Below are 26,435 nucleotides of genomic sequence, written 5' to 3' on the forward strand. Positions count from 1 at the left end.
ATAGTCTTATTTTGCAACATCGCTATTATTAAGCGATTGATATACTCTCTATTACAAAATAGATACCGTTTACAAATATAAGTTATAAATATGAGTTTTACAAAATTTGAAGAACAAATTCATGTTTCATATTATAACAGATTGGTCACAATACGATTCACCCGCGCCAGCGTCTCCTGATCGAATTCTTTAAGATATACTCTCGTCATTTCTTCTGAAGTATGCCCTAATCCCGCACTGATGATAGAAATAGGCGCCCCGCTTTCTCTTGCCAGTGTAGCCCAGGTATGCCTTGCAGTATAGGTAGTCAGCCGGACATTTATATTTAACCGAAAAGTGATCTTTTTTAAATACCGGTTCACCCTGCCTAAAGCCAGGCGATACTGATCGTAGATAGATGTCGACAAAGATGTATCAATAATTGGAAACACATATTCACTGTCATTCGCGTATTTATCAATCAATCCCTGCATCTGAGGAGTGATAACTATATGAATCAGCTGTTGTGACTTATGACGTCGATAGCTCAATATTCCATCACGAATATTCTTCTTTTTTAGAAATACAATATCAACGAAAGCCATTCCTTGGGCATAGAAGCTAAATAAATACATATCCCGCGCAATGTCCATTCCAGAATGAACAGGTAAAATAAGCGAAGAAAGTTTCTTCATATCATCTTTATTAATTGCACGTTTTATTGTCTTGCATGGTTTTGTCTGAATGTAAGTAAAAGGATTCTCGCTTTTAGGCTTAAATCCATCCCGGATAGAGGAATTATAAATCGTTCGGAAATTACGCAGATAATAATTAATCGTATTCCTCGCCAGTCCTTGTGCATTCAAATAGTCCTCATACCCTACCACAAAGCTGAAGTTTATTTCCTCCATCCTGATATCCGACTTACGCGCAGATTTCATACCTATATATTTTTTCAGAGAAATATAGGTGCTATGATAGGCGGCTGCAATACCGTCTTTCCCCATCTTTTTTTTATAAGAAATCTGTGTTTCTATATACTGCATAAGTAGATACGAACGATGACTCTTCTTCTTTTTAAACTCTACGATATCATCTACTAAATACTCCTCATTGTTCCTTTCCAACTCCAATATACGATTCTGGAATCGCTTATAGTCCCGTTTCAACTCACGATTTATCTCCTTTATTTCTTTCATGGAATAAAGCGATGCTTCACAATACTCAACCTCCAAAGCTCCATCAGCCAGTTGTTGCTGAAAGATATGATACTTGGTATAATAAAGTAACTTTCGCCTCCGGTGGATAAACTGAAAAACCAATGGAAATGTACCATTATTAAGCATTCGCTGTTTATTGAGCAATAACTTTATAGATGCCATAATTCTACTTTAAACCTGTTAATTTTTTATTCAAAACAGTGCAAAAGTATAAAATGTTCTTTACTTATAGAATTCTTCAAATTTTAAAATGATTCTTTAGTTGCCCTTATATAAATAATTAAAGAATTCCAACAATAAATTGTTTGTTTTATCCTAAATCAAGCATTAATTCGTCAATATAATAAAAATAACTATTTGTGCTTAAACTCGCAAACAAGTCAATTCTGCATTAAAATGAGTAAAGCTTCTTATACTGTTTTGAAAGTTATAACACAAAAATACATAGTTTTTCTAAATCGTTTGCATGTTTCCTACCTTCTTAATGTTCTATTTTTCGAACTACATTTAACATGTATTTCTCTAAAACCAATAGATCGGAAAACCAAAATACGAATATCAAAACTGCCACAATATATGTATCCAAAATCAAAACTGCTCAGATTTAATTCCTCTTTTTTCGAAAAAAGAGAGACTTGAGTGAATTAAACAGGCACCCGGTTTATAGCCCCTATAGCAGTTCTAAGATTTTGTTTACTTAGATTACCGCGCAGTATGTCTGCGATAATTACCAACAACAATCATTATCAAAGAAAGACAATTGTAGTTATATAAAAAATAGCAACAAGTTTATATAAACCAGCCTATACGTTTATAATAAATTCCATGATCGTTTATAATAAACGTCCCCACCGTTTATTATAAACTCCCCAAATGAAATTCGCAATAAAATCATTAAGTTTTTAAGACAAAAAAGGCTGCAAACTTCATAAAGTCTGCAGCCTTTAGCCTATATCTGGTACTCTATCACCTAAGGTTTCTCAGGAAGATAGTCCATACTTGTTGCTATATTATACCATTTAGGAATATGATTTTACTTTTTTCTTTCATCTGTTTTTTATAGGTTTATGCTATTGATCTACAAATATACAACATTTAAAAGCGTTTGTCAAGTACCTGCTGCGTTTTCAAATATGCGTTCTTTGCATTAATGCCCACCTAAATTCATTTTCATCCATGTACACGACCTGTCAGCATTACTATGAACTAATGTTTCGGTATAGGTCTTTGTAGACAATGTGGCACACAACCTCATCGCATCTTTATTAAATGAACGATTTAAAGGAATGGTAAAAGCAAGTTCATAACCTCCCGACACAACAGAAGGAGTGATTTGTAATCCTTCCAACTCACTATTCTCCCATTTCCCCTTATTACCTTGCCAGACAGTTATATCGCCTTTATATGAACACCATACCTTATAAACACCTTCAGCAGGTTCTTTCAAACATTCATTCTTTGTATCAAGATAGATAAAAACACCGCTTCCTTTTTGAGTTCCTTGTCCACCGGAATACAGTTCTCCATCCTTAACCTTGCAGGTGATATAAAGATTATCTGCATCTTTCCCGACTCCTAAACGTAAATTACAGATTCCGGTATGACCAATAAAAATAGGATAGTTTACAATATCAGAAGAGTTCACTTCTAAATCCCGCATTACATGTCCTTTCATGAAAAACGGAGCCTCCGTCCCCCCCTGATAGTTACTGGTAGCAAGAGCTGCTATAGTATTCGCATCCCAAACAGCTACAGAAGGCCATACTGCATGCTTTCCCGCAGGCACAGGAAAAGGGCGCGTGCGCCTTACAAAGTTACGGGCATTCTTGTCACCTATTGCCACTTCCATGGTACTATAAGGCAGCCTGTCACCCAACTGATCGTCGTGACGTATATCATCCACCTGATAAGAAAGTAACGTTTCTCCTGTAGGAAGTACACCTAAATAAGGAGCTCCCATGTAAATCCAATCTTCTACAGGTTCGCCCAATGCCATAGCACGATTTGGAGAATCCGCCAATACAGGAGACGACCAATTATCCGACAATTTAGTACGTACGATGTATGGTTTGAAAGTAACAAATCCACAATCCTCTATCACACAAACGATTTCATCGCCAACCACCTTACTTACCGGCATTCCATCACGACTACCTGCGCGAAAACAAACTGTCTTATACCCTCCCCATGTCTTACCATTATCTACTGAGGCCATCATGGATATTTCCTGTTCATTAGAATGAGTATATGGCCCCTCATTGGCAAAATAAACTTGCACCTCTCCATTAGGAAGTTGAAGAAAAGACGGTTCCCAACAACCGTCAGAAAAACGAGGTTGCGCTTCATAAATAATCTGAGGATCACTCCACGTTACTCCATTATCAGTACTACGGCGTACCGCTATAGCAAACGGAGTTATTTCGGGGGTTTGAGGACGATAATTACAAGCAGCCAGCAAATCCCCATTAGCTAGTTGTATAATTTCTGAGTTAGCGATATTTATTCGGGCAGTTCCTTTATCATTCGTTATACTATGGATGGGGAAAAGAATAACAGGATCCCCCCATGTACTACCTTCATCTGTACTACGGCGCATTTCATAACCAGTATCATAGTTCTCATATACAGCCACCACTGTATTATCCTGCAAACGGATGGAACGTGGATATCCTCCCCTAGTTGCCAGTTGCCGGATTGTTCCATAATCCCAACCAATGCGAACACCGTCAACAGGTTCTCCTTTTTTAGCTAAATAAGGGACTCCTGAATCTTCTCCGGCACCATCAGAATTTCCACAGGCCAGAAGTGTAAGAACACAAAAATTCAAGAGGCTCAATAAACGCCTTGTTTTTGTTTTCATGATATATCAACAGTTTTATATATAACAAGTTTTCCTCCCTAAATAGATAAAATACCTAGGGAGGAAATACAATTTTATTTATTCCCAGTAGGGAGATTGTACCAATCCTATCTGCTTATCCATTTCACTCTGCGGTATAGGGAACAGATAATGTTTCTTTTCGAATACACGAGAATCACCCACTGTTGAACGTTTACTATAATCTACCTTATTAGTAGCAGTAATATTCATACCATGCATATATCCGTTGTCTGTTTTCTCTGCAATTTTCCAGCGGTGACAATCGAAATAGCGATGTCCGGCTTCGAACGCTAATTCTATCTGACGTTCATGCTGAATACGTTCACGCATCTTATCTTTATCCAAGCCTTTTGCCAATCCCGGCAAACCAGCGCGTTTACGAATAGCGTCTACATACTTGTATACATCATCTACAGGCCCTTCAGCTTCATTCAATGCTTCCGCATAATCCAGATAAAGACTACCTACCCGGAAAAGGATAGAGGCTTCTTTCATTCCTCCCTTACCATTAATCACATCTACACCTTCATCGGCAGTTTTTCGCAATAAGTACCCGGTACAGCAATAGTCTACTTTGGAGACATTAATACCATCTTTCCCACCTTGCCAAAATTCCAATTGGCGACCACGCCACTGTTGACCATTAAAGTTGATTGAAGCATAAAAACGAGGTTCACGACCGACATACATATTATAAACTCCTGCCGGATAATGTTTGCCAGCCGTTGCCGCAAAACCTGTTTCCGAGTAACCGCTTGCTCCGTTTATTATAGGTGTTCCATCTGCATTATATCCGATAATCGGTGTTGAGCCATTAGCCATTTCATAGGCATCAACCAGTTCCTGGGTAGGACAAAGACCGCTCCAGCCTCCCATACCGTTGGCTGCCATACATTTCTCCTGATGGATATTGTCACTATAGCCTGTCCCTTGATTTCTGGCAAAGATATATTCTTTATTCCATTTTTTTGAAGGTAAGAATAACTCCATATAGTTTCTATAACCGTTATCAGGTTCATCCGAATAATACAAACCATAATAAGAAGAACCCTCTATCTTATCTATTGCTTCTTTGGCAGCCGCAGCAGCTTTTCCCCATTTAGAATCATCTTTGGGAGCAAAGAGCAATGTACCGTCTTCATTGGCAAATTTAGCATAATCAGCATTTCCATTGAACAGTGGACTTGCAGCATAAAGCAATACACGTGCTTTCAAAGCATAAGCTGCGGCTTTTGTAGCACGCCCATACAAAGATTCGGCCACCGTACCACTCGCATTGGTATAAATCATCGGCAACGCTCCATCAATGCCATATTGGCAATCTGAAACTATAAAATCTACGCATTGATCAAACGTATTTCGAGGGAAATATGTCATTTCATCATCCATTTTCAGCGCATGATCCATGATAGGAATAGGACCGTGACTACGCAACAGAAAGAAATGCAACATTGCGCGCATAAAACGTGCTTCACATATCCACACATTTTTTGTAGCTTGCGCTGCCGGACATAAGTCTATATTTTCAAGAAACACATTACATTGACGGATACCTTCATAATAACGCCACCACATTGCATAAGACGTCCCCTGACTGGAACTACCTTCGAGCATTTTAGGATTCCAGCTACCACGATTCATTTCTTTAGCCATCGGATAGGTCCAAGTGATGTTCATCTCATCAGATGCACCACTCCAGGCACCCAATGCCCAATAATCATTATCATTATAGTTAGTTTCACAAGGAAGGTAATCGTAAGCTCTTAACAGAAAACGTTCTGTATAAATTTCACTGGAAAATACTTCCTCTAAGGTTATGGAAGTAGCATCGTCCGGAGTTTTATCCAGATAATCACTACATGAAGTCGATACAAATGCCCATGTCAGCAAACATAGTCCTGCCACCTTTATTTTCATTTTCGATATTTTCATATTCATATTTATTTAAAGTTAATCTGGAAACCAAAGTTAATAGTTCGTTGCATCGGATAGTTACCTACACCGTTATTCGACTCCGGGTCTACAATCTTGATATAATCAAGTGTTAATAGATTTTGTCCGTTACAGAAAAGGCGGATATTATCCATAAACATCTTATCAATCAGTCTTCCTTTGAATGTATAACCAATTTCGGCACTCTTCAAGCGCAAGTAAGAACCATTACGCATATACATTGTGGAAGTTTGGTAGTTATTGTAACTATTAGCATTAAGAACAATAGGATATTTCGCAGTAGCAGCTGTTTCAGATGTCCAACGATTATCATACACCTCACGCAGCACATTCCATGTGCCCTCACCATTCAGGAATGGATAAACAGTTGCTCCTTCCAAAAAGAAACTTGTCTTGGCAGCACCCGTGAAAAATAAGCTGACATCAAAATTCTTATATGCCACCGTACCACCAAATCCAAACATAATCTCTGGAGTACGCGGGTCACCAATGGCCACTTTATCATACTCATCCACTACACTGTCACCATTTATATCTTTGTATTTAATATCCCCGGGACGAACGGTACTTTGGAATGTCTGCTTCGGGCTGTTTTTGATATCATCCTGGTCTTTGAAGAATCCCAGTGCCACAAGTCCGAATGTCTGGTCAATACGGCGTCCGCGAGCATCTTGATATTCATACTTCGGCTTCGGTTCATCATTTTCAATAATCTTGTTGCGGGCAAACGAGAAATTTCCACGTAATGAGTAGAATAATCCGTTGGCAACTCTTTTTTTCACTTCAAGTGCAGTTTCAATACCTTTATTCTCCGCCTTACCTAGATTTCCTACCGGAATACTTGCACCTGAGAAACCAGCCAACACAGGCACAGTTTTACGAGTAATCAAGATACCGTCACGCTTTTCCTTAAATATATCCACCTGCAAAGAAACCACATCGTTGAATAAACCCAGATCAAAACCGACATTTAACTTTCTCGCTGTCTCCCAAGTTACATTCTGGTTACCGGTCTGCCCTTCCATAATACCTGCCATATAATTATTGCCTTCTTTCCCCATATATCCTGCCGACACATTCATATTCATGGTAGTTAGATAAAGGAAACGGGTGCTGGAAGAAATGTCGTTACCCACCGTACCATAACTTCCACGTAATTTCAAGTTGCTTATCCACCAGTTGCGGTTCCAAAAATCTTCATTCGTCAAAACGTATCCCAATGATACGGACGGAAAAAAGCCATAACGCTTACCTTTCGGGAACTGTTCCGAACCGTTATATCCGAAGTTGAACTCTGCAAAATAACGTTGCAAGTAGTTATAGCTGGCACGCCCCGCAATGCCCTGACGACGATAAGGAACGGACCCTGTACGGTCTGTATTACGCAAGTTTACATAATCACGACGGTTGAACAAAAACATTCCAGTAATATTATGCATACCAAATGTGCGATCATAATTGGCTGCCACTTCATAGTAAATGGCACGGTTGGCACTTTCTGCTAAAGTCACATTCTTAATATTCTCATTACGAAGTATATTATAGATGGCATTGCCCTCCGCGTCTTCTCCCATATACTGTTTTACTTCAAAATCCTTATAATATTGTTTATTATTAGAATAATAATGATCGTAAGCAAACCGTCCGCTTACTGAAAGCCCTTCCGTCACAAGTGAAGATAAATCCCAACGTGCAGAAAAAGTCCCTTGCAATGTATTCCAGTTTTGTGTTTCATAACCACTCTGTGTAGTCATACCCCATGGATTATTACCAAGATAAGTCGGTGAAGCACCTGGTGTACCATCCGGATTCTTTACTGGAAATGCTAAAGGCGAAGTATTACGAATCGCATAAAAGATATCATATTGACTCTTTCCGGGGAAATTACGATTCTGAATAATACCGCCAACCCCTAATTCTACAGAAAGATCCTTTGTGAGGTTTACATCTACACGCGAACGATAATTATAACGGTTTACACGACTGTTTGTACTATATGCATTATCGCCATTATCGCGGTAAAGGCCACTCTGCGTTGTATAACCCACATTTACAAAATAGCGTACTACTTCGGTACCACCGGTAATATTTAAATTTGTAATGCTCTGTGTTGTATTCTTCTTAAGAACTTCGTCCACCCAGTTCACATTAGGATAAAGATAAGGACTACTACCGTTTCTGAACAATTCAATTTCTTCATCCGTATAAGCCATATTGGCAACGCCTGCATTGTCACGTGCCTCATTCATTAAACCGGCATATTCCGCCGCATTAATATACTCCGGATAACGAAGTCCGGTAAGCACTGCATATTCTGAGCGCAATGTCACTTTCGGTTTTCCCAGTTGACCACGCTTAGTCGTTATCAAGATAACGCCATTAGCACCACGTACACCATATACTGCCGTAGCGGAAGCATCTTTCAAGACAGAAATGCTTTCTACTTCTTCAGTATTAATCGTATTCATATCACGCTCAATACCATCTACCAATATCAACGGGCTACGATTTGTCCATGTTCCAAAACCTCGGATATAAATGCTAGCTTGATCATATCCCGGTTCGCCTGTAGCCTGACGAGTCACAATACCCGGAATTTGTCCGCCTAAAGTATTGCTTAATGATGGGGTAGCTATTTTGGCTATTTCTTTGGTAGAGACATTGGACACAGAACCGGTCACACTGATTTTTTTCTGCGTTCCATAACCTACTACCACCACTTCGTCCAATTTACTGACCTCTTCCTGAAGAGTCACATTTATAATTTTACTTCCACTTACAGGGACTTCTTGTGACACATATCCGATATAACTGAACTCCAAAATTGCGTTGCTACGAGTATCGATAGAGTATTCACCATCAATATTGGTTATAACTCCTTGCGAAGTACCTTTCACCTTAATTGTAGCACCAACAATCGGCTCTCTCGAAGCGTCCGTCACATTTCCCTTGACCTGAAACTTTGTGCCTTGTGCAAAAGATTCCGCACTACTAATCAAGCACACCAAAAGGACAATGATATAGTTCAAAAGCCTCTTGCTCATTTGATTATTTTTATTCATTATAGTATTAGTTTTAAATTAAAAATGATATTCATTTATCCGGTATCCTTTTACTTCAGAACTCTCGGTTTAATTACAGCTCCACTAATAGTAACCACTCCCTGATCCGAAATGGCAAAATCCTTAATATACGATGTTCGAGGTTGTATCTCCGCAGCACTCCAATGAGCATGAAATATATACTTCCAACTACCATCTTTGCATTGGAACGGCGCTCCATGTCCTGTACCTACTAAGCCGGTAGCTGCATCACCCTGTAAAAGTGGATTCTTGCTATACTTCACCCAAGGCCCCATAGGAGTATCTGAGGTTGCATATCCAACTCCATATCCTTTATTTTCATAATGATTAGCAGAATAAATCAGATAATACACGCCATTCTTTTTCAAAAGAGAAGGTCCTTCCGCTACTTTACCTTGCAAAAGTTCCCATGATGCTTCAGCTTTTATACATTGATTCAAAGTCTCTGTCTTTATACTCATCAAGTCATCAGTCATCTGAGCCACCCATATCACATTCCCATCTGTAAAACGTACGAAATAAAGATATGGAGTACCGTCATCATCTATAAACAAAGAAGTATCAATGCTTTTCTCACTCCAGATCGGCTGCTTTACTTCTTGTCGGAATGGACCTTCAGGAGTAGTAGAAGTCGCTACACAAATATGTTCTTCTGCTGAATAGAACAGATAAAATTTCTTCTTAGACTCAACGTAATAGACCTCCGGTGCCCAAAAGCCCCATGTACCATAAGAATCAGTTGCAGATAGAGCCTGCCCCTCACGTTTCCAGTTTTTCAAATCGTCAGAAGAAAAGCAAGCAAATCCCTCTCCGGCAGTTGTTCCTCCTGTACCATAAGCATAATATTTATTATTATAGAACATCACGTAGGGGTCTGCAATAGGCAGGTAATTAGTCTCTACACTAACACTTCCCTGACCATTATTATCTTTTTCCTCGTCATCTGTTGTACTCTCTCCGCAACAAGTAAACAAAAGCCCAAAGGAGAATAGCAATAGACTATATATTTCTTTCTTGAACATAAAATATACTCTTTAATTTTCTATACCAGTTATTAGTTCTAACAATCATTCTTCTTTGATTACCCGAATACGCCAATTCTCACAATCACCTACATATACATTACCTTGGGCATCAATAGCAATACCATAAGGTTTGTTGAATTTCGCTTCTGCAGCAAGCCCATCGACATATCCCGTCTGGTAGCCTATTCCAGCATATGTACTCACATATCCTTCAGGAGTAATCTTGCGAACAGTGCGCCCATAAACTGTTGTTACTAACAAATTGCCTTCCGCATCCACTGCTATTTGATTAGGCTGGTCCATACGTGAAGAAACACCTTGACCATCAATAATCCCCCAGACTCCATTACCTGCAAAGCGGGTTAGATTAGTACATTTTTTAGTGACAAGATCATAATCAGCTTTTAATATACCCTGATATGGATCACGTCCATTCCAATAAAGAGTCTTTCCATCCGGAGAGAAAGCAAGTCCACCATATCCACCGTCACCACCTATATTTTGCATATTTCCGTCAGCATCCGGGAACAAACCAACTACTAATTCATTGAACTGATCTCGTGTAATCACATATTCACAAGTCTCAGTAGCTTTATTATAGCGAAACACATGGCGTCCCCAATGATAAGTAAAAAGCGAACCGTCTACAGGATTAACAGCGATACCATTAATATGGGGCTGAGCTAATTTCTCAGAAGGAATATATGACTTAAGATCTTTGAAACCACCTTTACGAGTTACCATTCCGACTGCAACAGGATTTGCCACATAGTTATTCGCATTATCATTGCCTATAAACAATGTATCTCCATCAAGAGAGAAGCATATACTGCGTGCATTGTTCACTAAGCTTTTTGTGGAACATAAAGTCTCAATTTTACCATCTTTCATACGACGGATGCGGTGTTCTCCTTCATCTTGCAAGAACAATATGGCATCATCCCATTTATCATAAACCATCACAATAGGCCATTGGACAGAAGCCTGAAGATATGCACCATCAACTGTGGTACCTTGACCATTACCAGCTACAGTGTACACATTGCGAATATAACCATAGGAAAATAAATCAGGATAACTGTATACTACTTCCCCAACTCTGACTTTCACTACGCCACTACCACTAGCTTCAGCCACCCTAGCCATAATACGGGTAGAAGTAACCGAAATCACCTCTGCTTCTTTTTCATTCACCCATACTTGGACTTGGCTGATATCCTCTCCAAAATTATTGCCTCGAATAGAAAGTTCCGTTCCTTTGGCACCTTCTGTTGGCAAATAAGTCTGGAATACCAGATCAGAATTCTTCAATCCACCGGACCAATCCTTGTCTTCTGTACAACTAGTAAAAAAACTAGCAGCCAATAGAAAAGAGCCGACACACAAAAAACTGTTTTTCATTTTCTTTATTATTTTGGTTAAACATTTATATCATGATCCTTATAAAAGGAATTTGTTCATAAATCGTATTATTTAAGGATTATATACTTCAGCGAAGAAAAGTGGAAGAAGAGTCTTATAAAAAAACTAATACCTGCCAATTCCTTATTTATGTATCAATTCTTCTCCCTATCTACCAAACAATACATACAAAATCATATTCGTGCGAAAAATTAGATATTGATTAATAATAATTAATAGCTTATAAAGCCAGTTTCTAATCTGGTATTTATCCGTTACTTCTATATTAATTGATCTAGAAGAAAGTTTTTTCCCAACCAAATAGACTGGTCAGAAAATAAGTTCCTACCTTCGAGACATTCGCAAAGTTATCGGAACCTACCTGAAAAGGATATAAGAAATTAACCTGATATTATTAAATTCTATCCAAAAAACAGTGCAGAGATAGTCAGAATCAGTTTTAGAGCAATTTTATAAGAATTTGTTCATTGCATGAAATCTTTTGGTAACACTCCAAATTGTTTCTTAAAACAGTTTGAGAAATAAGAAGGTGAATTGAATCCTACCATATAAGAAATTTCTACAATCCCATATCTTCCATCTTTCAGAAGCTGGGCAGCTTTCTTTAAACGTATCAAACGAAGATACTCATTCGGACTCATATCCAATACTCCTTTCAGTTTGCGGTAAAAGTTAGAACGTCCCATATTCATAGCTTCCGCCATGTCATCAATCACCAGATCGGTGTTATCGAGGTGCTGAGATACATACTCGTTCAACTTCTGAATAAAAACTTCATCCGCCTTCGTTTGAGCCATCGTATCGGCCTTTATAAAAGGAGACTCTATAAAACGACGACGCAGCCTTTCACGATTACTTAACAGATTGGCAACATTGACACGCAGATATTCTACAGAAAAAGGTTTCTCAATATATGCGTCCGCTCCTTGTTCCAGTCCTTCAATCTTCGACTCCAGTGTTGTTTTAGCTGTTAACAATATAATAGGAATATGACTGTAGTCTAAATTAGACTTCAAATGCTCACACAATTCAAGTCCATCCATTTCAGGCATCATTATATCACTTATCACAAGGTTGATATACTCGTGTTCAAGTACTTTTAGTGCTTCTATCCCGTTCTCGGCTGTTATAACATGGTATAATGGCGAGAGCTGTCGGGCAACAAAAGCCAACATATCTTTATTATCTTCTACTATCAAGACCGAAGCAACTTCCTTTTTATCCTTATCAGAAGGCATTATACGTGTTTCATTATCTTCTTCATCATACACTGGCTTTTCACGATGTTCTTCTTCCAAAACATCCGAAGCCGTCTGATGCCGTATCGGAATGGAAAGGATGAAGCGGTTACACTCCATATCTTGATCCATCGTTAACGTCCCTTGATGTAATTCTGCCAATGAACGCGCCAAAGCCAGCCCAATGCCTGTTCCCGGAACTATGTCTTTTCCATCCCGATACTGTACGAAAGGACGAAATATGTTCTCACGCATCTCAATAGGGATTATCTTTCCATCATTGCTCATAACAATAGTAAACTCTTTCCCTGCCTCATCAACAGATAAGCTGAGATAAGCATATGTTTGGGCATATTTCAAAGCATTCGTAAACAAGTTGCTGAGAATCTTAGTTAAAGCTTCTTTATCCACAGAAGCCAATAATTCCTCCTCGGGAATCTCTACCTTAAGCTCAATTCCTTTCTGGTTAACCAAAGTGGTGAAGCGCTTATAAACAGAACGAATAATAGAACCGACGCTACACTCTACCGGATTTAACTTAAACCCTTTATTTTCTGTTTTACGGAAATCAAGTAATTGATTTGTCAGATTCAGTAATCGTTCTGCATTCTGGTCCATAATTTCTAATTCCATCTTCACATTTTCAGGCAGTTCCTTCTCGGTAAGTACACTTTCTAAAGGACTTTTGATCAGCGTCAGAGGGGTTCGGATCTCATGTGCCACATTCGTAAAGAACTCTATCTTAGAAGTATAAAGTTCCCGTTCTTTTTCCTGCTCAAACTTCTCCATCGCTCTCTGGTGCTTTTCGACTGCCCGCTTTCTAAAGTAGAAGAAAGTAGCGAAAAGTGCTCCGAGTATTAATATTACATAGATGATATAAGCCCATACAGACAAATAAAACGGAGGTAGAATCCGGATCTTTAAAGTACGAACATCCGGATTCCAGATTCCATCACTATTTGCAGCCTTTACCTTTAGCACATACGTCCCATAGGGTAAATTAGAATATGTAATCAGATTTTTACCCACCGAATACCATTCTGAATCATACCCTTCGAGCTTATATAATACTGTATTCATATCAGGTGACTGATAACTAAGAGCTGCTACACTGAAAGAAAACGAGTTCTGATTCGATTGAAGCTCAAGGTAGTCGGATAATGTGATACTTTGCTTTAACGGAGAGTCCGTACTACCAACCGGAACCTTTTTATTAAAGAGCATAAAATCTGTTATTACCACAGGAGGAAGAAAATCATTGTCAACAAAAACAGACGGTTCGAAAGAAATAAAACCATTAATACTACCAAAGTATATCCGTCCATTCTTGTCCTTGTAACTGGACTGATAATTAAATTGATTACTCAGTAACCCATTAGCAATCGTATACACCTTAAATTCTAAAGTTTTCGGATTAAAATGTACCAGCCCTTTATTGGTTGTAATCCAAAACAACCCCTTTTCATCTTCCTCAATTCGATGTACGACATTACTCGGCAATCCAATACTCGAATCATAACGCACAAATATCTTACCAGAAGGATCAAAGCGACAAAAGCCTCCTCCCTGTGTTGTAAACCAAAGCTGATTTTGGCTATCCTCAAATATACTCAGCACTTTGTTGGAAGGCAGGCTTGAAGGATTCGTTTCATCATGCATATAATGTTCCCACTCACCAGTACGTACATTTCTCTTATATACACCATCTATGTAAGTTGCCAGCCATAGATTCCCCTGTTTATCCTCCTTGATATTATATATAAATACCCAACCAAGTTCAGGTACACGTTCAAAACGGTTTGTTTCAGAATGATAACGGAATAATCCGGCTGTTGTTCCAAGCCATAAATTACCTGAAGTAGTCCGGCAAATAGAGAAGATATCATTAGGAGCATCAAAATAATGCTTTACAGCGTGGGTTCTCAAGTCAATCCGATTTAGCCCTTTGGCAAAATGTCCGACCCATAAATAATTCCCATCCAGACATAATCCATGTACATTATGATAAATGTCCGGATGCCTGAATGGTTCGATCAGCCCTGTAGAAGGATAATAATGAAAAAGCCCCTTATCTTCGGTACCGATCCAGAGAGTACCATCATGATCGGCACAAAACTCCCGCACTCGTTTCCCCATTTCATCAATTTCTGTCCGGGGATAGACTTTATCAAAATAAGTATATTGCTTAGGATAGTAGTTCACACCACCAAAATAAGATCCAATCCATATCCCCCCTTCACGATCTTTACAAATCGAATAAATGGCATTATCGGAAATAGAATACGGATCACCGCTCACATTCCGTAAATGAACAGTTTTCTTTGTACGTAAATTATAAATATAAAGCCCAGATTCCGTTCCGGCCCATAACTCATCATCCGAATAGAATGCTATCTCCCGAACATAAATATCATCTCCGGATTCATCTTTGGATAAAAGAGTACGCACAGTCTTATTGGTCAGATTCACTTCTTTCAACCCCGTTATGGTCCCGACATACATACAATTATAAGGACCGGGAAGTAGTTTGCATATATATTCTCCTTTGAAAGGTTCATTTCCATCTTTAGGAAATACCGGGACCAAGGTTTGGAGTTTGTCCTTTGAAAAATACAAGTTGCCATCACGTATATCCAGCCAACATACATTATCCGAATCAAAGTAAAGTTGCCCAAGACTACCAAATTTCAACCTGCCGGATTGATCTGACAGATAATTTATCAGCTTATTAGTCTGAGGATTATAATAAAAAACCGCCTGAGATTGTGTCACCACCCAAATTCCTCCGTCCTTATCTCCCGTCACCAGATTGACCGTATAATCGATCCCTGTATCTAAATCACTTTTCATTATAAAACGTTCCACAGTCTCGTGCTCAGGCGAATATACATAGAGTCCTACATCTGTTCCTATCCAGATTTGTCCTTGCTGATCTTCGTACAAGGAGGTAATGAAGTTATTCCCCAAAGTGCCGGACTCTTTCATAAAAGCCCGAAAGGAAATGCCATCATATCGGTCTAATCCATCCTTCGTTCCAAACCACATAAAACCCTGTTTATCCTGAAGAATGGCGTGAACCGTATTTTGAGATAAGCCATTATTTATATCCAGTGAACGAAAAGCATAACCCTCATTCAAATCGGCAAATACATAAAAAGTATGAAAGATAAAAACAATCAATATAGAAAGACTGTGCAATATTCTCATAACGTGCTCCTCATCTTATTAAAAAAGTATTATATACAACAAAGTTAATCTAATATCTCAAATAACAGATGCCATTGTCACTAAATCAAGTGAGCAGAACACCCTTCCATCATTGGTACTATTATACAATAAGCAAACATCAAAGAGAAACCGGTGAAAGATAATAGTTTATTGAATATGATGCGCTATTCGATTTATTAGTTAGTTATAAGACAAAAGTAGCAAACATGGAATATTTGGTGTATCAAAAATTGTTCAAAAGTTAACAGATTCTATGCAAATACATGGAAATACATAACTAAAACAACGATACAGTAGTATAAAACAATAGAGGAACCGTATTCGATCCCTCTATCAGTTTGAATAAAATAAATATCTTATGCAATCCACTCAATACGTATGGAAAGATTGACAAGCAAACATAAGTATTCCGGCAAGGATAAATAACTGTTGTAACAATGCCTAATATACCTGACTTCAGACACTAATGCCTGCGTTATCAGACATTAATAACTGACTTCTCAACTGTTAAGACCTGACATGCCAACTATTAATATCTGACGTATCAATCATTAATATCTGAAGTCTCCTACTTTTTGAACAATATTTGCTCAGAAAAAATAAAGATAACCGTTTACTTTATAACTTTCGGTTTAATAACCTTTCCGGTTATAGAAACGACACCTTGTTTAGATATGGTAAAGTCTTTAAAGTATGAAGTACGCGGGTGTATTTTCTCTTTATTCCAATGAGCGTGAAAAATATATTTCCAACTGCCGTCTTTGCATTGAAAAGGAGCACCATGTCCAGTACCTACCAGTCCGGTAGACTCATCCCCTTGCAAGAGCGGATTCTTGTCATACTTAGTCCATGGTCCCATTGGCGACTTAGAAGTGGCATATCCTACTCCATAGCCTTTATTCTGATAGTGATTGGCAGAGTAAATCAAATAATACATACCCTTCTTTTTCAGCACCGAAGGTCCTTCCGCTACTTTAGCCTGCAATAGTTCCCACGGCTCTTCTGCTTTTATACATTCCGATAAAGTCTCCTTTTTAATCTTCATTAAATCATCGGTCATCTGAGCTACCCAGATAACATTTCCATCTGTGAAACGTACAAAATAGAGGTATGGAGTACCATCGTCATCAATGAAAAGAGAGGTATCTATACTCTTCTCCTCCCAGATAGGTTGCTTCGACTCTTGCCGAAAAGGTCCTACCGGAGAATCTGAGGTAGCCACACAGATATGTTCTTCTACAGAATAAAACATATAAAATTTCTTCTTTGATTGAATATAATAAACCTCCGGCGCCCAGAATCCCCATTTACCATATGAATCATCTGCAGAAAGCGCCTGCCTCTCACGTTTCCAGTTTTTCAGATCATCAGAAGAAAAACAGGCAAATCCTTCGTTCACTGTACCTCCGGTGCCATAAGCATAGTACTTATTATTGTAAAGCATCACAAACGGATCAGCAATAGGCAAGTAGTCCGTTTCCGTACGTTTGTTCTCAAACGGAGCATTGTTATCACCTTTATCCACTGTACTGCTATTTACATTTCCTCCAAGAAGCAGGCAGAAGAACAGTAGAATATAGAATCGTTTCTTTAGCATATATATCACAGATTAGATGAATTACTTAACCAACATCTTTTCGGCACGTCCCGGAGTCAATAGCTCCCACAAAGAGGCTACCGTCCATCCCGGTGCAAAGATATCGTTATAATATCCTTTTCCGTTCCTTCCATAATCCCAGTTCGTATGTTGAACAACTTCCGGATAATAACCGACTTTGGCAATGCCGCACATATGACCATCGTGAGGCAATAACTGCCGCATAGACGTAGAAATCACTTCCGCAAAATCTGCAAAACGAGGTTCTTTATATTCTTTAGACAACCACTGAAGCACGGAAGCAAACTCAAAGATAAACACATCGATATGGTTATTCTCTACGGACACATTACCCCATCCACGTGTCTTCAGTCCTATATCACCCAACATTTGACCGGGAGCAAAAGGTACATCCCACAAATAATACCATGACAACGCAAAATATGCAGCTTTTTTCGTCAGGTCGGCATAATGCTTATGCTCTTCTCCTTTGGTTATCAATGCCAAATAGTAAGTAGCAGTTGCAGCATAAAGCGATGCCTCCTTATCTTCACAGTTTGCATCAAGTGTAGAGGAGAAATAATCTGCTTTCGAAATCAGTTCATTTTCCAGATAATCCGCTGTCTTCTTGGCACTATCCAGATAGCGTTTATCTTTAAAATACTTATATCCCATCACTAATGGCAGAGTAGCCGAAGGAGTACTACCACCGCTCTTATCGACTATAGAAAAATCATCCCGGAACTTACGTGGAAAACTACCATCCTGATTCTGCAATTGCATAAACATGTCAAGCATCTTCTTCATCCGTTGTTCCCACTCCGGATGGCGACGTCCTTGTTCTTTCTCGTATGCCAGGAAATGAAGCATTGCATAGATTCCTTCTGATTGACGGCGAATACTATGAACCGGTTCCTCAAAGTTACGATCCAGATTCACAAATTCCTTAAAGAACCCTGCCTCAGTAAAGCCATTCTTCAAGTAACTGTCAAAAATCTTAAGGCTGTTTTCCTTCAGTTCTGCCCGATTGCTTTCCCAGCCATATTCCCAAGCATTGAATGCATTCAAAAGAACACGTCCGACAAAACCGACTTCCGCCTCTCCGTTACTTTTACAATCATCTGTCCGCAAGCCTACCCCTGAATAGTAAGTCAACTCCGGTTTACTCACCAAGCTATTCACGAAAAAAGAACTAAGAGTATTTTTCATGTCCGCTATTGAATAGGGAGTATCAACTGGCTTTGGAGCATAAGTATCGTAACAATATTCCCAAGTATGACGAATAAAATCCGAGTAATCTTCGGCTGCATCTTCATAAATAGTCCAGTTCAATAAAACGGTTTCACCTTTTTTCAACAACTGAAAAGCCTTTACCTGCGGGGCCAATGTCAGCTTGCGAATATAGCTCTTAGGAGCTTCCTGATAGGGGAAACCGAAAGAAAGTGTAGCTATGCCATTACGATTCTCAAAGCCGGTGAAACCAAGGGAGGTTTTACCGGAAAGAATAACCTCTCCCTCCCGATGAGTAGTCAAAGCGTCATTCTCGAACTGATCGATACGGTTTACGGTCATAAAACGTTTGGTTCCCTCACTGTAGATACCTGTAAGAGGGGTACTTAACCTATCTTCACGCACCAACCAACTATCCGAAGTATGAAACGAGGGAGCCGACTTTGGAGAACGAAGATTACGGCGATACCAGAATCCGGGCATGTAGAACTGGCAGTCATCATGGCGGAACCCTGTTGACACTTGTTGACTGTAATTAAAATATACATCCTCCAATGCAGTGATACATACTGTTATCTGCGATTTTCCGCCTTTTTCTTCTATTGTTTGATAAACTGTCAACGGAATTCTTTCAGAGGCTTCCAACTGATAAGCGCTTTTGTCGTTTTTGGTCTTCTGGAAAGTCAACGGGTACTGTTTTGCCTCATTTCCCGGCACTTTCAAAGAAATAGATGCGGATACACGTTCCGACACATTGTCAATAGCCTTTACGGTTCCGACACATACCAAAATAGCTATTCCACAAAGTAAGCATTTTAAATTCATATAAATCAAATTATGCGAATCAGTAGCAATCAATCTCCGATTCTGTTAGTATTAAATTTTGTTGTTATCTTAATTCTGTCTGTTCTACAAAATAAAATCTTTGATGACGAAGGCAAAGTTAGCAAACATCAGCTGTTCAGAATGCCACAAATTGACCGATAAAAGAAAAATTCTGTTCAAACTGCCTAAAAAAACAACTAATTATATTGGAATAATACCTATTTTAATCTCTCCTGTCAATATCTAAAAAGAAATCGTTTTAAAAATGAGGTTTGGGGGATTCTGTAGAAGCAGAACTACTTTTCACAACAGGCCACCCTTTTTTCCAATCAACTCTATCTAACAATAAAACTCTCCCATAGGGATTGGAAACACTCACTCCATGATATAAAATCCAATCATTATCTGCTTTATCGGTTATTAGTTCCGCATTATGTCCTGTGCCTACAAAGCTTTTGTTGTTATGAATCAATACCACATGGTTATTATCGAGCATAGACCTTCCCTGTTTATCCAAATAAGGTCCCCACAATGAACTAGAACGCCCTACTACTGTCTGATACGTACTTTTCAATCCTTCACAACAAGTTCCGGTAGAAGCAAACAGATAGTAATATCCATTCTTTTTATGAATATAAGTCCCCTCATAAGCGGTTCCTGCTATCTGTTTCTTGTCTGCTCCAGATTTTACTTTTAGCCCGTCGGCTGTTAACTCTATTCCATATATGCCGCGAAAACTCCCCCAAAACATATATTTCCGCCCTCCATCTTCTATATAAAATGGATCAATCGAATTCTGAACCCCAATTTCATTACTTCTAAACATCATTCCATGATCTACGAAAGGGCCTTCCGGTTTGTCGGCAGTAGCTACGCCTATTCCACAAGTCCACTCACCTCCCCAGCAAGACATCGAATAATAGAGTACATATTTGTCTCCTATTTTATTAATGTCAGGTGCCCATAAATTCCCTTTTGGCTCAAAAGTCGGACGTGTTTCATCGGTAAAAGCTGTACCGACAGACTCCCATTTGATCAAGTCTTTAGAACGGTGAATCGGTAAATTCCTGATATCTTCCGTTGCATACAAATAAAAGTATCCATCCTCTGCCCTGATCACACTGGGATCGGGCAAACTATAATTAACAACCGGGTTCTTATAAGTCTTAGCGGGATCTTCTGCCATAAGCGTAAAACTTATGGTAAGGAGAATTTCTATTAACAACAGTTTTTTCATCTCTATATTGTTTTAATCTGACACATCTATATAGTAAAAGCGTGAAATATGTGGTAATATTCCACGCTTTACTTAATCTATTTACTCATTTACAGAAATAATATCTAATATAATGACATCCAATATCCTGCAATCTTATTTATACAGTACCTTATTACGGTCACAAATAAGTTTTCCATCCTTAAACTCCAATTCCGCCATCTGCAAGAAACTCAGTTTCTGGTAAACATCATCACCAGCCTCGTGTGTATTTGGATTATATCCTAAAAAGGGTTGCACATGGTATACAATGAATGCCCGATCATTTCTGATAATGACACTAGGATGCCGGGCGCGAGTATTGTCAAAGAACCGAGTACCCGGTTCATACATGACAATTCCTTGATATTCCCAGTTCTCCGCATCTTTCGAACGATACACGGCCAATCCTTTATGAGGATCAGCTATTATCCAGAAATAACCTTTCCACTGAAAAGCATAAGCCCCCTCCTGATATGTATGCTTCGTCACCTCGACATTATTAATATCGCCTTTGGCAAGCCCCTTTAATGTCCAATGATACAAATCATTACTTTGTGCATAATACAATCCGCCTGTATCTTCTGTCGGACGGTCACGATACCACATATCCCAACGATCACCATTCTTTACAACAGTCGCATCAATAGAAATCGGAGTATCCACCACTGTATTTACCCGTCTCCACCCTGAAATCATATCTTCCAAAGGTGCAGAGAAATGAACAATGTTACTAGGTCCACCCCAGACCGGAGTAGAGTCATCTTTCAAAGTCACAAACATATGGGCACTATCACCTTCCACAATCACACCCGGTGCCCAATACGTTTTCTCACTATCCGGCTGACCGCCTACACCATCGAACGAGCAATATCCCGCAAACTTCCAATGTACAAAATCTTTGGACACAGCAACCCCCACAGGCGTTCCTACATAAGAAGCCTGATCTTTAAAAGGACGACGTGATGTATAAAAAATCATCCATTCTTCTGTTTTAGGATTCCAGGTTATCTCCGGATCAGCCGGACCATGATAGTGATTATCTACATAAATGGGTGAAGGAATGATCACCTTACCATCAGACTGACAAGAACAAAGTCCCCATATCACCCATACTAAAATACCAGCAAGTAGATGTTTCATTTTTATTCACTTTTATAAAATGTAAATTCCGAGAACTGTACATATCCCTGTCCACTCCATGAATCGAGAACCTTAATTCTTATATAGCGAACCTCCGGAATACCTGATGGAAAATCAAACTTTTCTCCTTTTGCTATATAAGAATTGTCTTCATCCGTATTCTCGCCAACAGGCTTGCCAGAAGGCTTGAAAGAATTACAAGTTATCAGCTTAGTCCATCCATCCCAAGAAGAATTTGCCGGTTCATCTTCTCTACCCCAGATTTCCCAGCTCTTCATATTTCCTCCATTATAATTCAAATCATCACGAACAACCGAAAACAAGTCAAAACGCTTTAAAAGAGCTTTCTCTCCTAAATCGAAAGTAAACCAAGCAGGAAAAACGATCGGATTCGTATTATCACTATGTGCATAGTTTGTATTTTCGTATGCATTATCCCATGCTTTCCATAATGCTCCTCCCCAAGCGTTCAATCGGATATCATTATCCAGTATTATTTCACGGAATGTACTTTTATCCATTTCAACTATTTTTTCTGGGAATACCCCCGTTGAAGAAACAGAGAAAGTATCTACTGCATTCACCTCCGGAATATAATATGTTTTGACTTCATAGGCTCCCCGCGGCTTCCAATCAGTAATCTTAATCTGATTATCTCCTCTTGCCACCTCTTGTTCCTGCTTCTCGCCGGCACTATTCAGATAAAACACTTTAGTTGCCAATGCTTCGGCCATTTCTGAGGAAAAATTTAGTAACAGATTTTCCCCTTCAACCTCTGTACTCAACAAAGAACGTACCCGTAAAGAACTTATGTACCGATCACCATAAGTTTTACTTCCTTTTGAGGTTGAAATAGAACGATACCCACTTTTGTTATAGGTAACAATCTCAAATTGATAAGTACCTTCAGGTAAATTCTCTATAAAAACACGAAAAGTATCTACCAGATCTATCCGTTTAACAGGCACTACTAAAGAGTCATTGTCCGGTGTCCAATGAATAACGCACCTTTCTGTATCCATACCATATTTAAGTAATCCCGTTACTTCTACCCGATTATATCCAGGACGTATGTCAACAGAATCCATTTTTGCCGCATAGATAGTTTCACCGGCATCCAGATACTCTTGGATCGTGTCCAACTGACCGGAGCAAGCTCCGGCAGTCAATACAACACTAAGTATTAATCCTATCTTATATAAATATTTCATATTCAGCTCTTTTAATTGTTAGATATTACATTGCCCCAGAAAGTAAATTCTGTAAAGTGTATAAAGTCCATACCTCCCCATGTTTCAAGAACCTTGAAACGAATATATCTCACTGGAGGAGCTTCTGCCGGAAATTCGAAATCCTCACCTGCTTGCAAATATTCCCAGTCTTCTGCTGTATGCTGCCCAACAGGTAGTCCTGACGGTTTATGAGACTCACAATCCATCAATTTAGTCCATCCATCCCAACTTCCGTCAGCAGGAGGCGTATCTGTTCTCCCCCAAACTTCCCAAGTCTTTAGATTACCACGCTGGAAAGCATGTTCCTCCATAAAAAGATGATAGAATTTATACCTGCTCAGTTTCGCAGTGACTCCCATATCAAAAGTAAACCACATCGGGAATGTATCTCCACCCGGACTATGTACAAAAAGAGCAGGAGTATAATCGTCATTCCATGCATAAGCTAAGTTTCCTCCCCACGCATTACATGCTACATCATTCGGCAATATGTATGGATAGAAAAGTTTTTTATTTAATCGGGTTTCCTCGTAAGGAGTTAAAACATTATATAAAGTATCCGAACTATTCCCCCAACGGTCAACTACATAAATATCAAACATCCTTTCTTCTGCTTTAAATCCACGAACATAAAAAGGTCCTTTCTCTGCCTGTGTATATTGTACATGAGCTTCATAAGGCTGATTTAACGAATCAGTAGTTACAACATGAATAGAAAGACTCGCTTTTTCTGGATTTTTGAAATTTACATATACCCCACCAAATGTAGCATTCACTTCCAAAGATTCGAAGGTAGTCAGAACAGAAGGCTTCAATGGAGTTACTACTGCAACAGTCGTAGCCCCCTCATTTTCCATCCGGTCCACACAAGACAATTCAACTTCATGTTCATTCATATCTCCAAATCCATTGACAGTCAATTCATTTGCATAGACTGAGGCTCTAGCCTCCATTTCTTTCCCCTGACCAACTTTATAGCGGGCTCTCACATACATGATATCCGGATTATCTGGTAGTTGATAAGATATAACCGCTCCACCCGGAATATTTTTCACTTTAATCTCTGATACTACACCAGGAGCACCAGCTTCCACATCTTTCCCAAAGGGTCTTATGTTATCGTCTTCTTTGCATCCGATTGATAAGAATATCAAGACAAGATGCAATACCATTATATATGATTTCATAATATTCATTTTTACCAACCAGGATTTTGAACTAATTTAGGATTCACAATGCAGTCATAATCTTTTAAGGGCCAAAGATTTTCACGATCTTCATAGTTACGAATAAAATAAGTATTCAGCTTATAATATTCGTTTGTTTCAGATTGATTAATATCCCATCCTTGCAAAGACTTATTAAAGTATTGATTAGCCAGATTCCAGCGTCTTATATCCCAAAAACGCTGCCCTTCCAACGCCAACTCAATCATTCTTTCCTTGCGCACAATTGTCTGAAAGCCTTCATAAGTATTGGGTTTATTGGCATCATTCGCATATAAACGCCATGAATCTTTTACTCCCTTTAGCCCGGCTCTTGCTCTCACTTTGTCAATGTAAGTATAGCAATCCTCAGGCACTGTGCCTTCTTCTTTCTTAGCCTCATTCAAAGCTTCAGCATACAACAGATATAAATCTGCCAACCGTATTATCGGGAAAGGATATGTCTCTATCTGTATGCTTGCAGGAACCATCGCATTCTGATAACGTACCAGCTTCTTTGCAAAATATCCAGTGATTGAATACAAAGTATTTCCACGCTTTCCTGAAGCCTGTTTGGCTTTTGCCTGAAGATACCACATATCATTATCATCCATCTTACCAATGCCATACCAACTGGAACCATCGAAACCTAGTGTTGCATAAAAACGAGGTTCTCTATCAAAGTGTAGTTTTGCAGTCGTATAACCCGGTTGAATATAATACTTATCGGCTTCAGTTGCTACTTGAGTAGTGTATCGCTTACTATAATCATAATTTTTGTCTTCATCCATTGGTACACCATTCTTAGTATAAAAAGTTTCAGCCACAGCCAAAGTGGGTGCAAATGTTCCATTTCGGGCATTATGATATCGGTCGTCAGAAGAGTAATTAGACTCTAACCAAGGCTGACAAAGTACCTGCAAATCTCTTATACCCGATTGTCCACATCCCCAAACAAGTTCTTTATTCCAACGCTCGGTAACCTTGCAACGATTACTTAATGAAAGAATTGTTTCATCACTCAATTGGGTAGAAGACATATTTACGAACTCATAAAGTCCATGTCCCGCTTCCTCCGCACATTGAATGGCCTCCAAACAGGCATCCGCAGCTTTTGTCCATTTCTCATTATCATATACCTGATTAAAGAATGGTTCACCTTCGGCATTTTTGAAATTTGCATAATCCAGATTGCCATTAAAAAACGGGCTCGCTGCAAATGCTAATATCTTAGCCTTAATAGCCTTAGCAGCCGGACGAGTTATTCGTCCCATTTCTGCTGCTTCGTTCTGAATATTCAATGGCAAATATTCGACTGACTCATCTATCAGAGAAACAATATAAGTCACAATATCATCTATCTTATCGCGAACGACTCTCACTTCATCCTCACCAGCCGAAACCGGGATGTTTTCTTTTATAATTGGGATAGGACCATACATTCTCATCATCCAAAAATGATAGAAGGCTTTCAAGACCTTGGCTTCTGCCTTCCATGTTTCTTTATCATAAGCCGAAAGATCAGGAACCTTCTCTATGTTTTCTATAAAAACATTACAATCACGTATCCCTACAAACATGGCTTTTCCCCATTGTGTCCCATTCCAATAATCGACCAAAGGTTCATTGGAATTTTGCATGCCTTTGGCTATCCAAAAAGTCGTTTTATTTGAATAGTCGGCAGAATTATCACTATAATACCACACTTCATCACCTACATCCATCCCCGGGTCGGTTCCAATCTTACCATGTTCCGGAACAAAAGAGTAGCAAGTGAACAGAAATCTTTCAGCAGAACTCTTGTTATTAAAAGCCATCTCTAAAGTCGGCAGATTATCTGGAACAATATCAAGATAATCACATCCAGACAAGAAACCTAAGAGTAGCAGGAAATTAAATATCTTCTTAGTTTTCATATT

General features: G+C 39.0%; 14 protein-coding genes. All 14 read right to left on the bottom strand.

What is annotated here, in order from left to right; genetic code table 11:
- Nucleotides 1-131: 131 nt before the first annotated feature.
- Nucleotides 132-1,361, bottom strand: coding sequence for a tyrosine-type recombinase/integrase (locus NBH01_RS08355; RefSeq protein WP_162303085.1), 1,230 nt, complete (start codon nt 1,359-1,361; stop codon nt 132-134).
- Between the two features lie 985 nt (nt 1,362-2,346).
- Nucleotides 2,347-4,059: an exo-alpha-sialidase gene (locus NBH01_RS08360; protein ID WP_195380639.1), complete on the bottom strand. Its 1,713-nt coding sequence runs from the start codon at nt 4,057-4,059 to the stop codon at nt 2,347-2,349.
- A 78-nt stretch (nt 4,060-4,137) separates the two neighbouring features.
- Nucleotides 4,138-6,012 (bottom strand): RagB/SusD family nutrient uptake outer membrane protein, encoded by a 1,875-nt coding sequence (locus NBH01_RS08365; protein ID WP_195380640.1) that lies wholly within the window; start codon nt 6,010-6,012, stop codon nt 4,138-4,140.
- A gap of 8 nt (nt 6,013-6,020) precedes the next feature.
- Nucleotides 6,021-9,077: a SusC/RagA family TonB-linked outer membrane protein gene (locus NBH01_RS08370; protein WP_225678821.1), complete on the bottom strand. Its 3,057-nt coding sequence runs from the start codon at nt 9,075-9,077 to the stop codon at nt 6,021-6,023.
- Nucleotides 9,078-9,145: 68 nt separating this feature from the next.
- Nucleotides 9,146-10,138 carry a glycoside hydrolase family 43 protein gene (locus NBH01_RS08375; RefSeq protein ID WP_221647117.1) on the bottom strand — a complete coding sequence of 331 codons (993 nt, stop codon included), beginning with the start codon at nt 10,136-10,138 and terminating at the stop codon, nt 9,146-9,148.
- Between the two features lie 45 nt (nt 10,139-10,183).
- A complete protein-coding gene (locus NBH01_RS08380) occupies nt 10,184-11,542 on the bottom strand; it encodes an SMP-30/gluconolactonase/LRE family protein (RefSeq protein WP_008765248.1) in 1,359 nt (452 codons plus the stop codon).
- A gap of 485 nt (nt 11,543-12,027) precedes the next feature.
- Nucleotides 12,028-16,008, bottom strand: a complete 3,981-nt coding sequence (locus NBH01_RS08385) for a hybrid sensor histidine kinase/response regulator transcription factor (protein WP_011108527.1) — start codon at nt 16,006-16,008, stop codon at nt 12,028-12,030.
- A 634-nt stretch (nt 16,009-16,642) separates the two neighbouring features.
- Nucleotides 16,643-17,626 (bottom strand): glycoside hydrolase family 43 protein, encoded by a 984-nt coding sequence (locus NBH01_RS08390; RefSeq protein ID WP_008767181.1) that lies wholly within the window; start codon nt 17,624-17,626, stop codon nt 16,643-16,645.
- Nucleotides 17,627-17,647: 21 nt separating this feature from the next.
- Nucleotides 17,648-19,681, bottom strand: coding sequence for a glycoside hydrolase family protein (locus tag NBH01_RS08395; RefSeq protein ID WP_011108528.1), 2,034 nt, complete (start codon nt 19,679-19,681; stop codon nt 17,648-17,650).
- A 259-nt stretch (nt 19,682-19,940) separates the two neighbouring features.
- A complete protein-coding gene (locus NBH01_RS08400; RefSeq protein ID WP_008767184.1) occupies nt 19,941-20,918 on the bottom strand; it encodes a family 43 glycosylhydrolase in 978 nt (325 codons plus the stop codon).
- 135 nt (nt 20,919-21,053) lie between these two features.
- The gene (locus NBH01_RS08405; protein WP_008767185.1) at nt 21,054-22,079 is read right to left on the bottom strand and encodes a glycoside hydrolase family protein; all 1,026 of its coding nucleotides are present in this window, start codon (nt 22,077-22,079) and stop codon (nt 21,054-21,056) included.
- A 2-nt stretch (nt 22,080-22,081) separates the two neighbouring features.
- Nucleotides 22,082-23,290 (bottom strand): DUF4998 domain-containing protein, encoded by a 1,209-nt coding sequence (locus NBH01_RS08410; protein ID WP_225678823.1) that lies wholly within the window; start codon nt 23,288-23,290, stop codon nt 22,082-22,084.
- An 11-nt stretch (nt 23,291-23,301) separates the two neighbouring features.
- Nucleotides 23,302-24,498: a DUF5000 domain-containing lipoprotein gene (locus tag NBH01_RS08415; RefSeq protein WP_008767187.1), complete on the bottom strand. Its 1,197-nt coding sequence runs from the start codon at nt 24,496-24,498 to the stop codon at nt 23,302-23,304.
- 11 nt (nt 24,499-24,509) lie between these two features.
- Nucleotides 24,510-26,432 carry a RagB/SusD family nutrient uptake outer membrane protein gene (locus tag NBH01_RS08420; protein ID WP_008767188.1) on the bottom strand — a complete coding sequence of 641 codons (1,923 nt, stop codon included), beginning with the start codon at nt 26,430-26,432 and terminating at the stop codon, nt 24,510-24,512.
- Nucleotides 26,433-26,435 lie beyond the last annotated feature (3 nt).

It is taken from the genome of Bacteroides sp. B1-V-101 (assembly GCF_023656585.1).
Classification (GTDB): Bacteria; Bacteroidota; Bacteroidia; order Bacteroidales; family Bacteroidaceae; genus Bacteroides; species Bacteroides thetaiotaomicron.

Excerpts from the sequence above, each read along its gene's own strand:
- NBH01_RS08420 (WP_008767188.1), bottom strand. The coding sequence starts at position 26,432 with ATGAAAACTAAGAAGATATTTAATTTCCTGCTACTCTTAGGTTTCTTG.
- NBH01_RS08385 (WP_011108527.1), bottom strand. The coding sequence starts at position 16,008 with ATGAGAATATTGCACAGTCTTTCTATATTGATTGTTTTTATCTTTCAT.
- NBH01_RS08380 (WP_008765248.1), bottom strand. The coding sequence starts at position 11,542 with ATGAAAAACAGTTTTTTGTGTGTCGGCTCTTTTCTATTGGCTGCTAGT.
- NBH01_RS08365 (WP_195380640.1), bottom strand. The coding sequence starts at position 6,012 with ATGAAAATATCGAAAATGAAAATAAAGGTGGCAGGACTATGTTTGCTG.
- NBH01_RS08370 (WP_225678821.1), bottom strand. The coding sequence starts at position 9,077 with ATGAGCAAGAGGCTTTTGAACTATATCATTGTCCTTTTGGTGTGCTTG.
- NBH01_RS08395 (WP_011108528.1), bottom strand. The coding sequence starts at position 19,681 with ATGAATTTAAAATGCTTACTTTGTGGAATAGCTATTTTGGTATGTGTC.
- NBH01_RS08390 (WP_008767181.1), bottom strand. The coding sequence starts at position 17,626 with ATGCTAAAGAAACGATTCTATATTCTACTGTTCTTCTGCCTGCTTCTT.
- NBH01_RS08410 (WP_225678823.1), bottom strand. The coding sequence starts at position 23,290 with ATGAAATATTTATATAAGATAGGATTAATACTTAGTGTTGTATTGACT.
- NBH01_RS08405 (WP_008767185.1), bottom strand. The coding sequence starts at position 22,079 with ATGAAACATCTACTTGCTGGTATTTTAGTATGGGTGATATGGGGACTT.
- NBH01_RS08400 (WP_008767184.1), bottom strand. The coding sequence starts at position 20,918 with ATGAAAAAACTGTTGTTAATAGAAATTCTCCTTACCATAAGTTTTACG.
- NBH01_RS08360 (WP_195380639.1), bottom strand. The coding sequence starts at position 4,059 with ATGAAAACAAAAACAAGGCGTTTATTGAGCCTCTTGAATTTTTGTGTT.
- NBH01_RS08355 (WP_162303085.1), bottom strand. The coding sequence starts at position 1,361 with ATGGCATCTATAAAGTTATTGCTCAATAAACAGCGAATGCTTAATAAT.
- NBH01_RS08415 (WP_008767187.1), bottom strand. The coding sequence starts at position 24,498 with ATGAAATCATATATAATGGTATTGCATCTTGTCTTGATATTCTTATCA.
- NBH01_RS08375 (WP_221647117.1), bottom strand. The coding sequence starts at position 10,138 with ATGTTCAAGAAAGAAATATATAGTCTATTGCTATTCTCCTTTGGGCTT.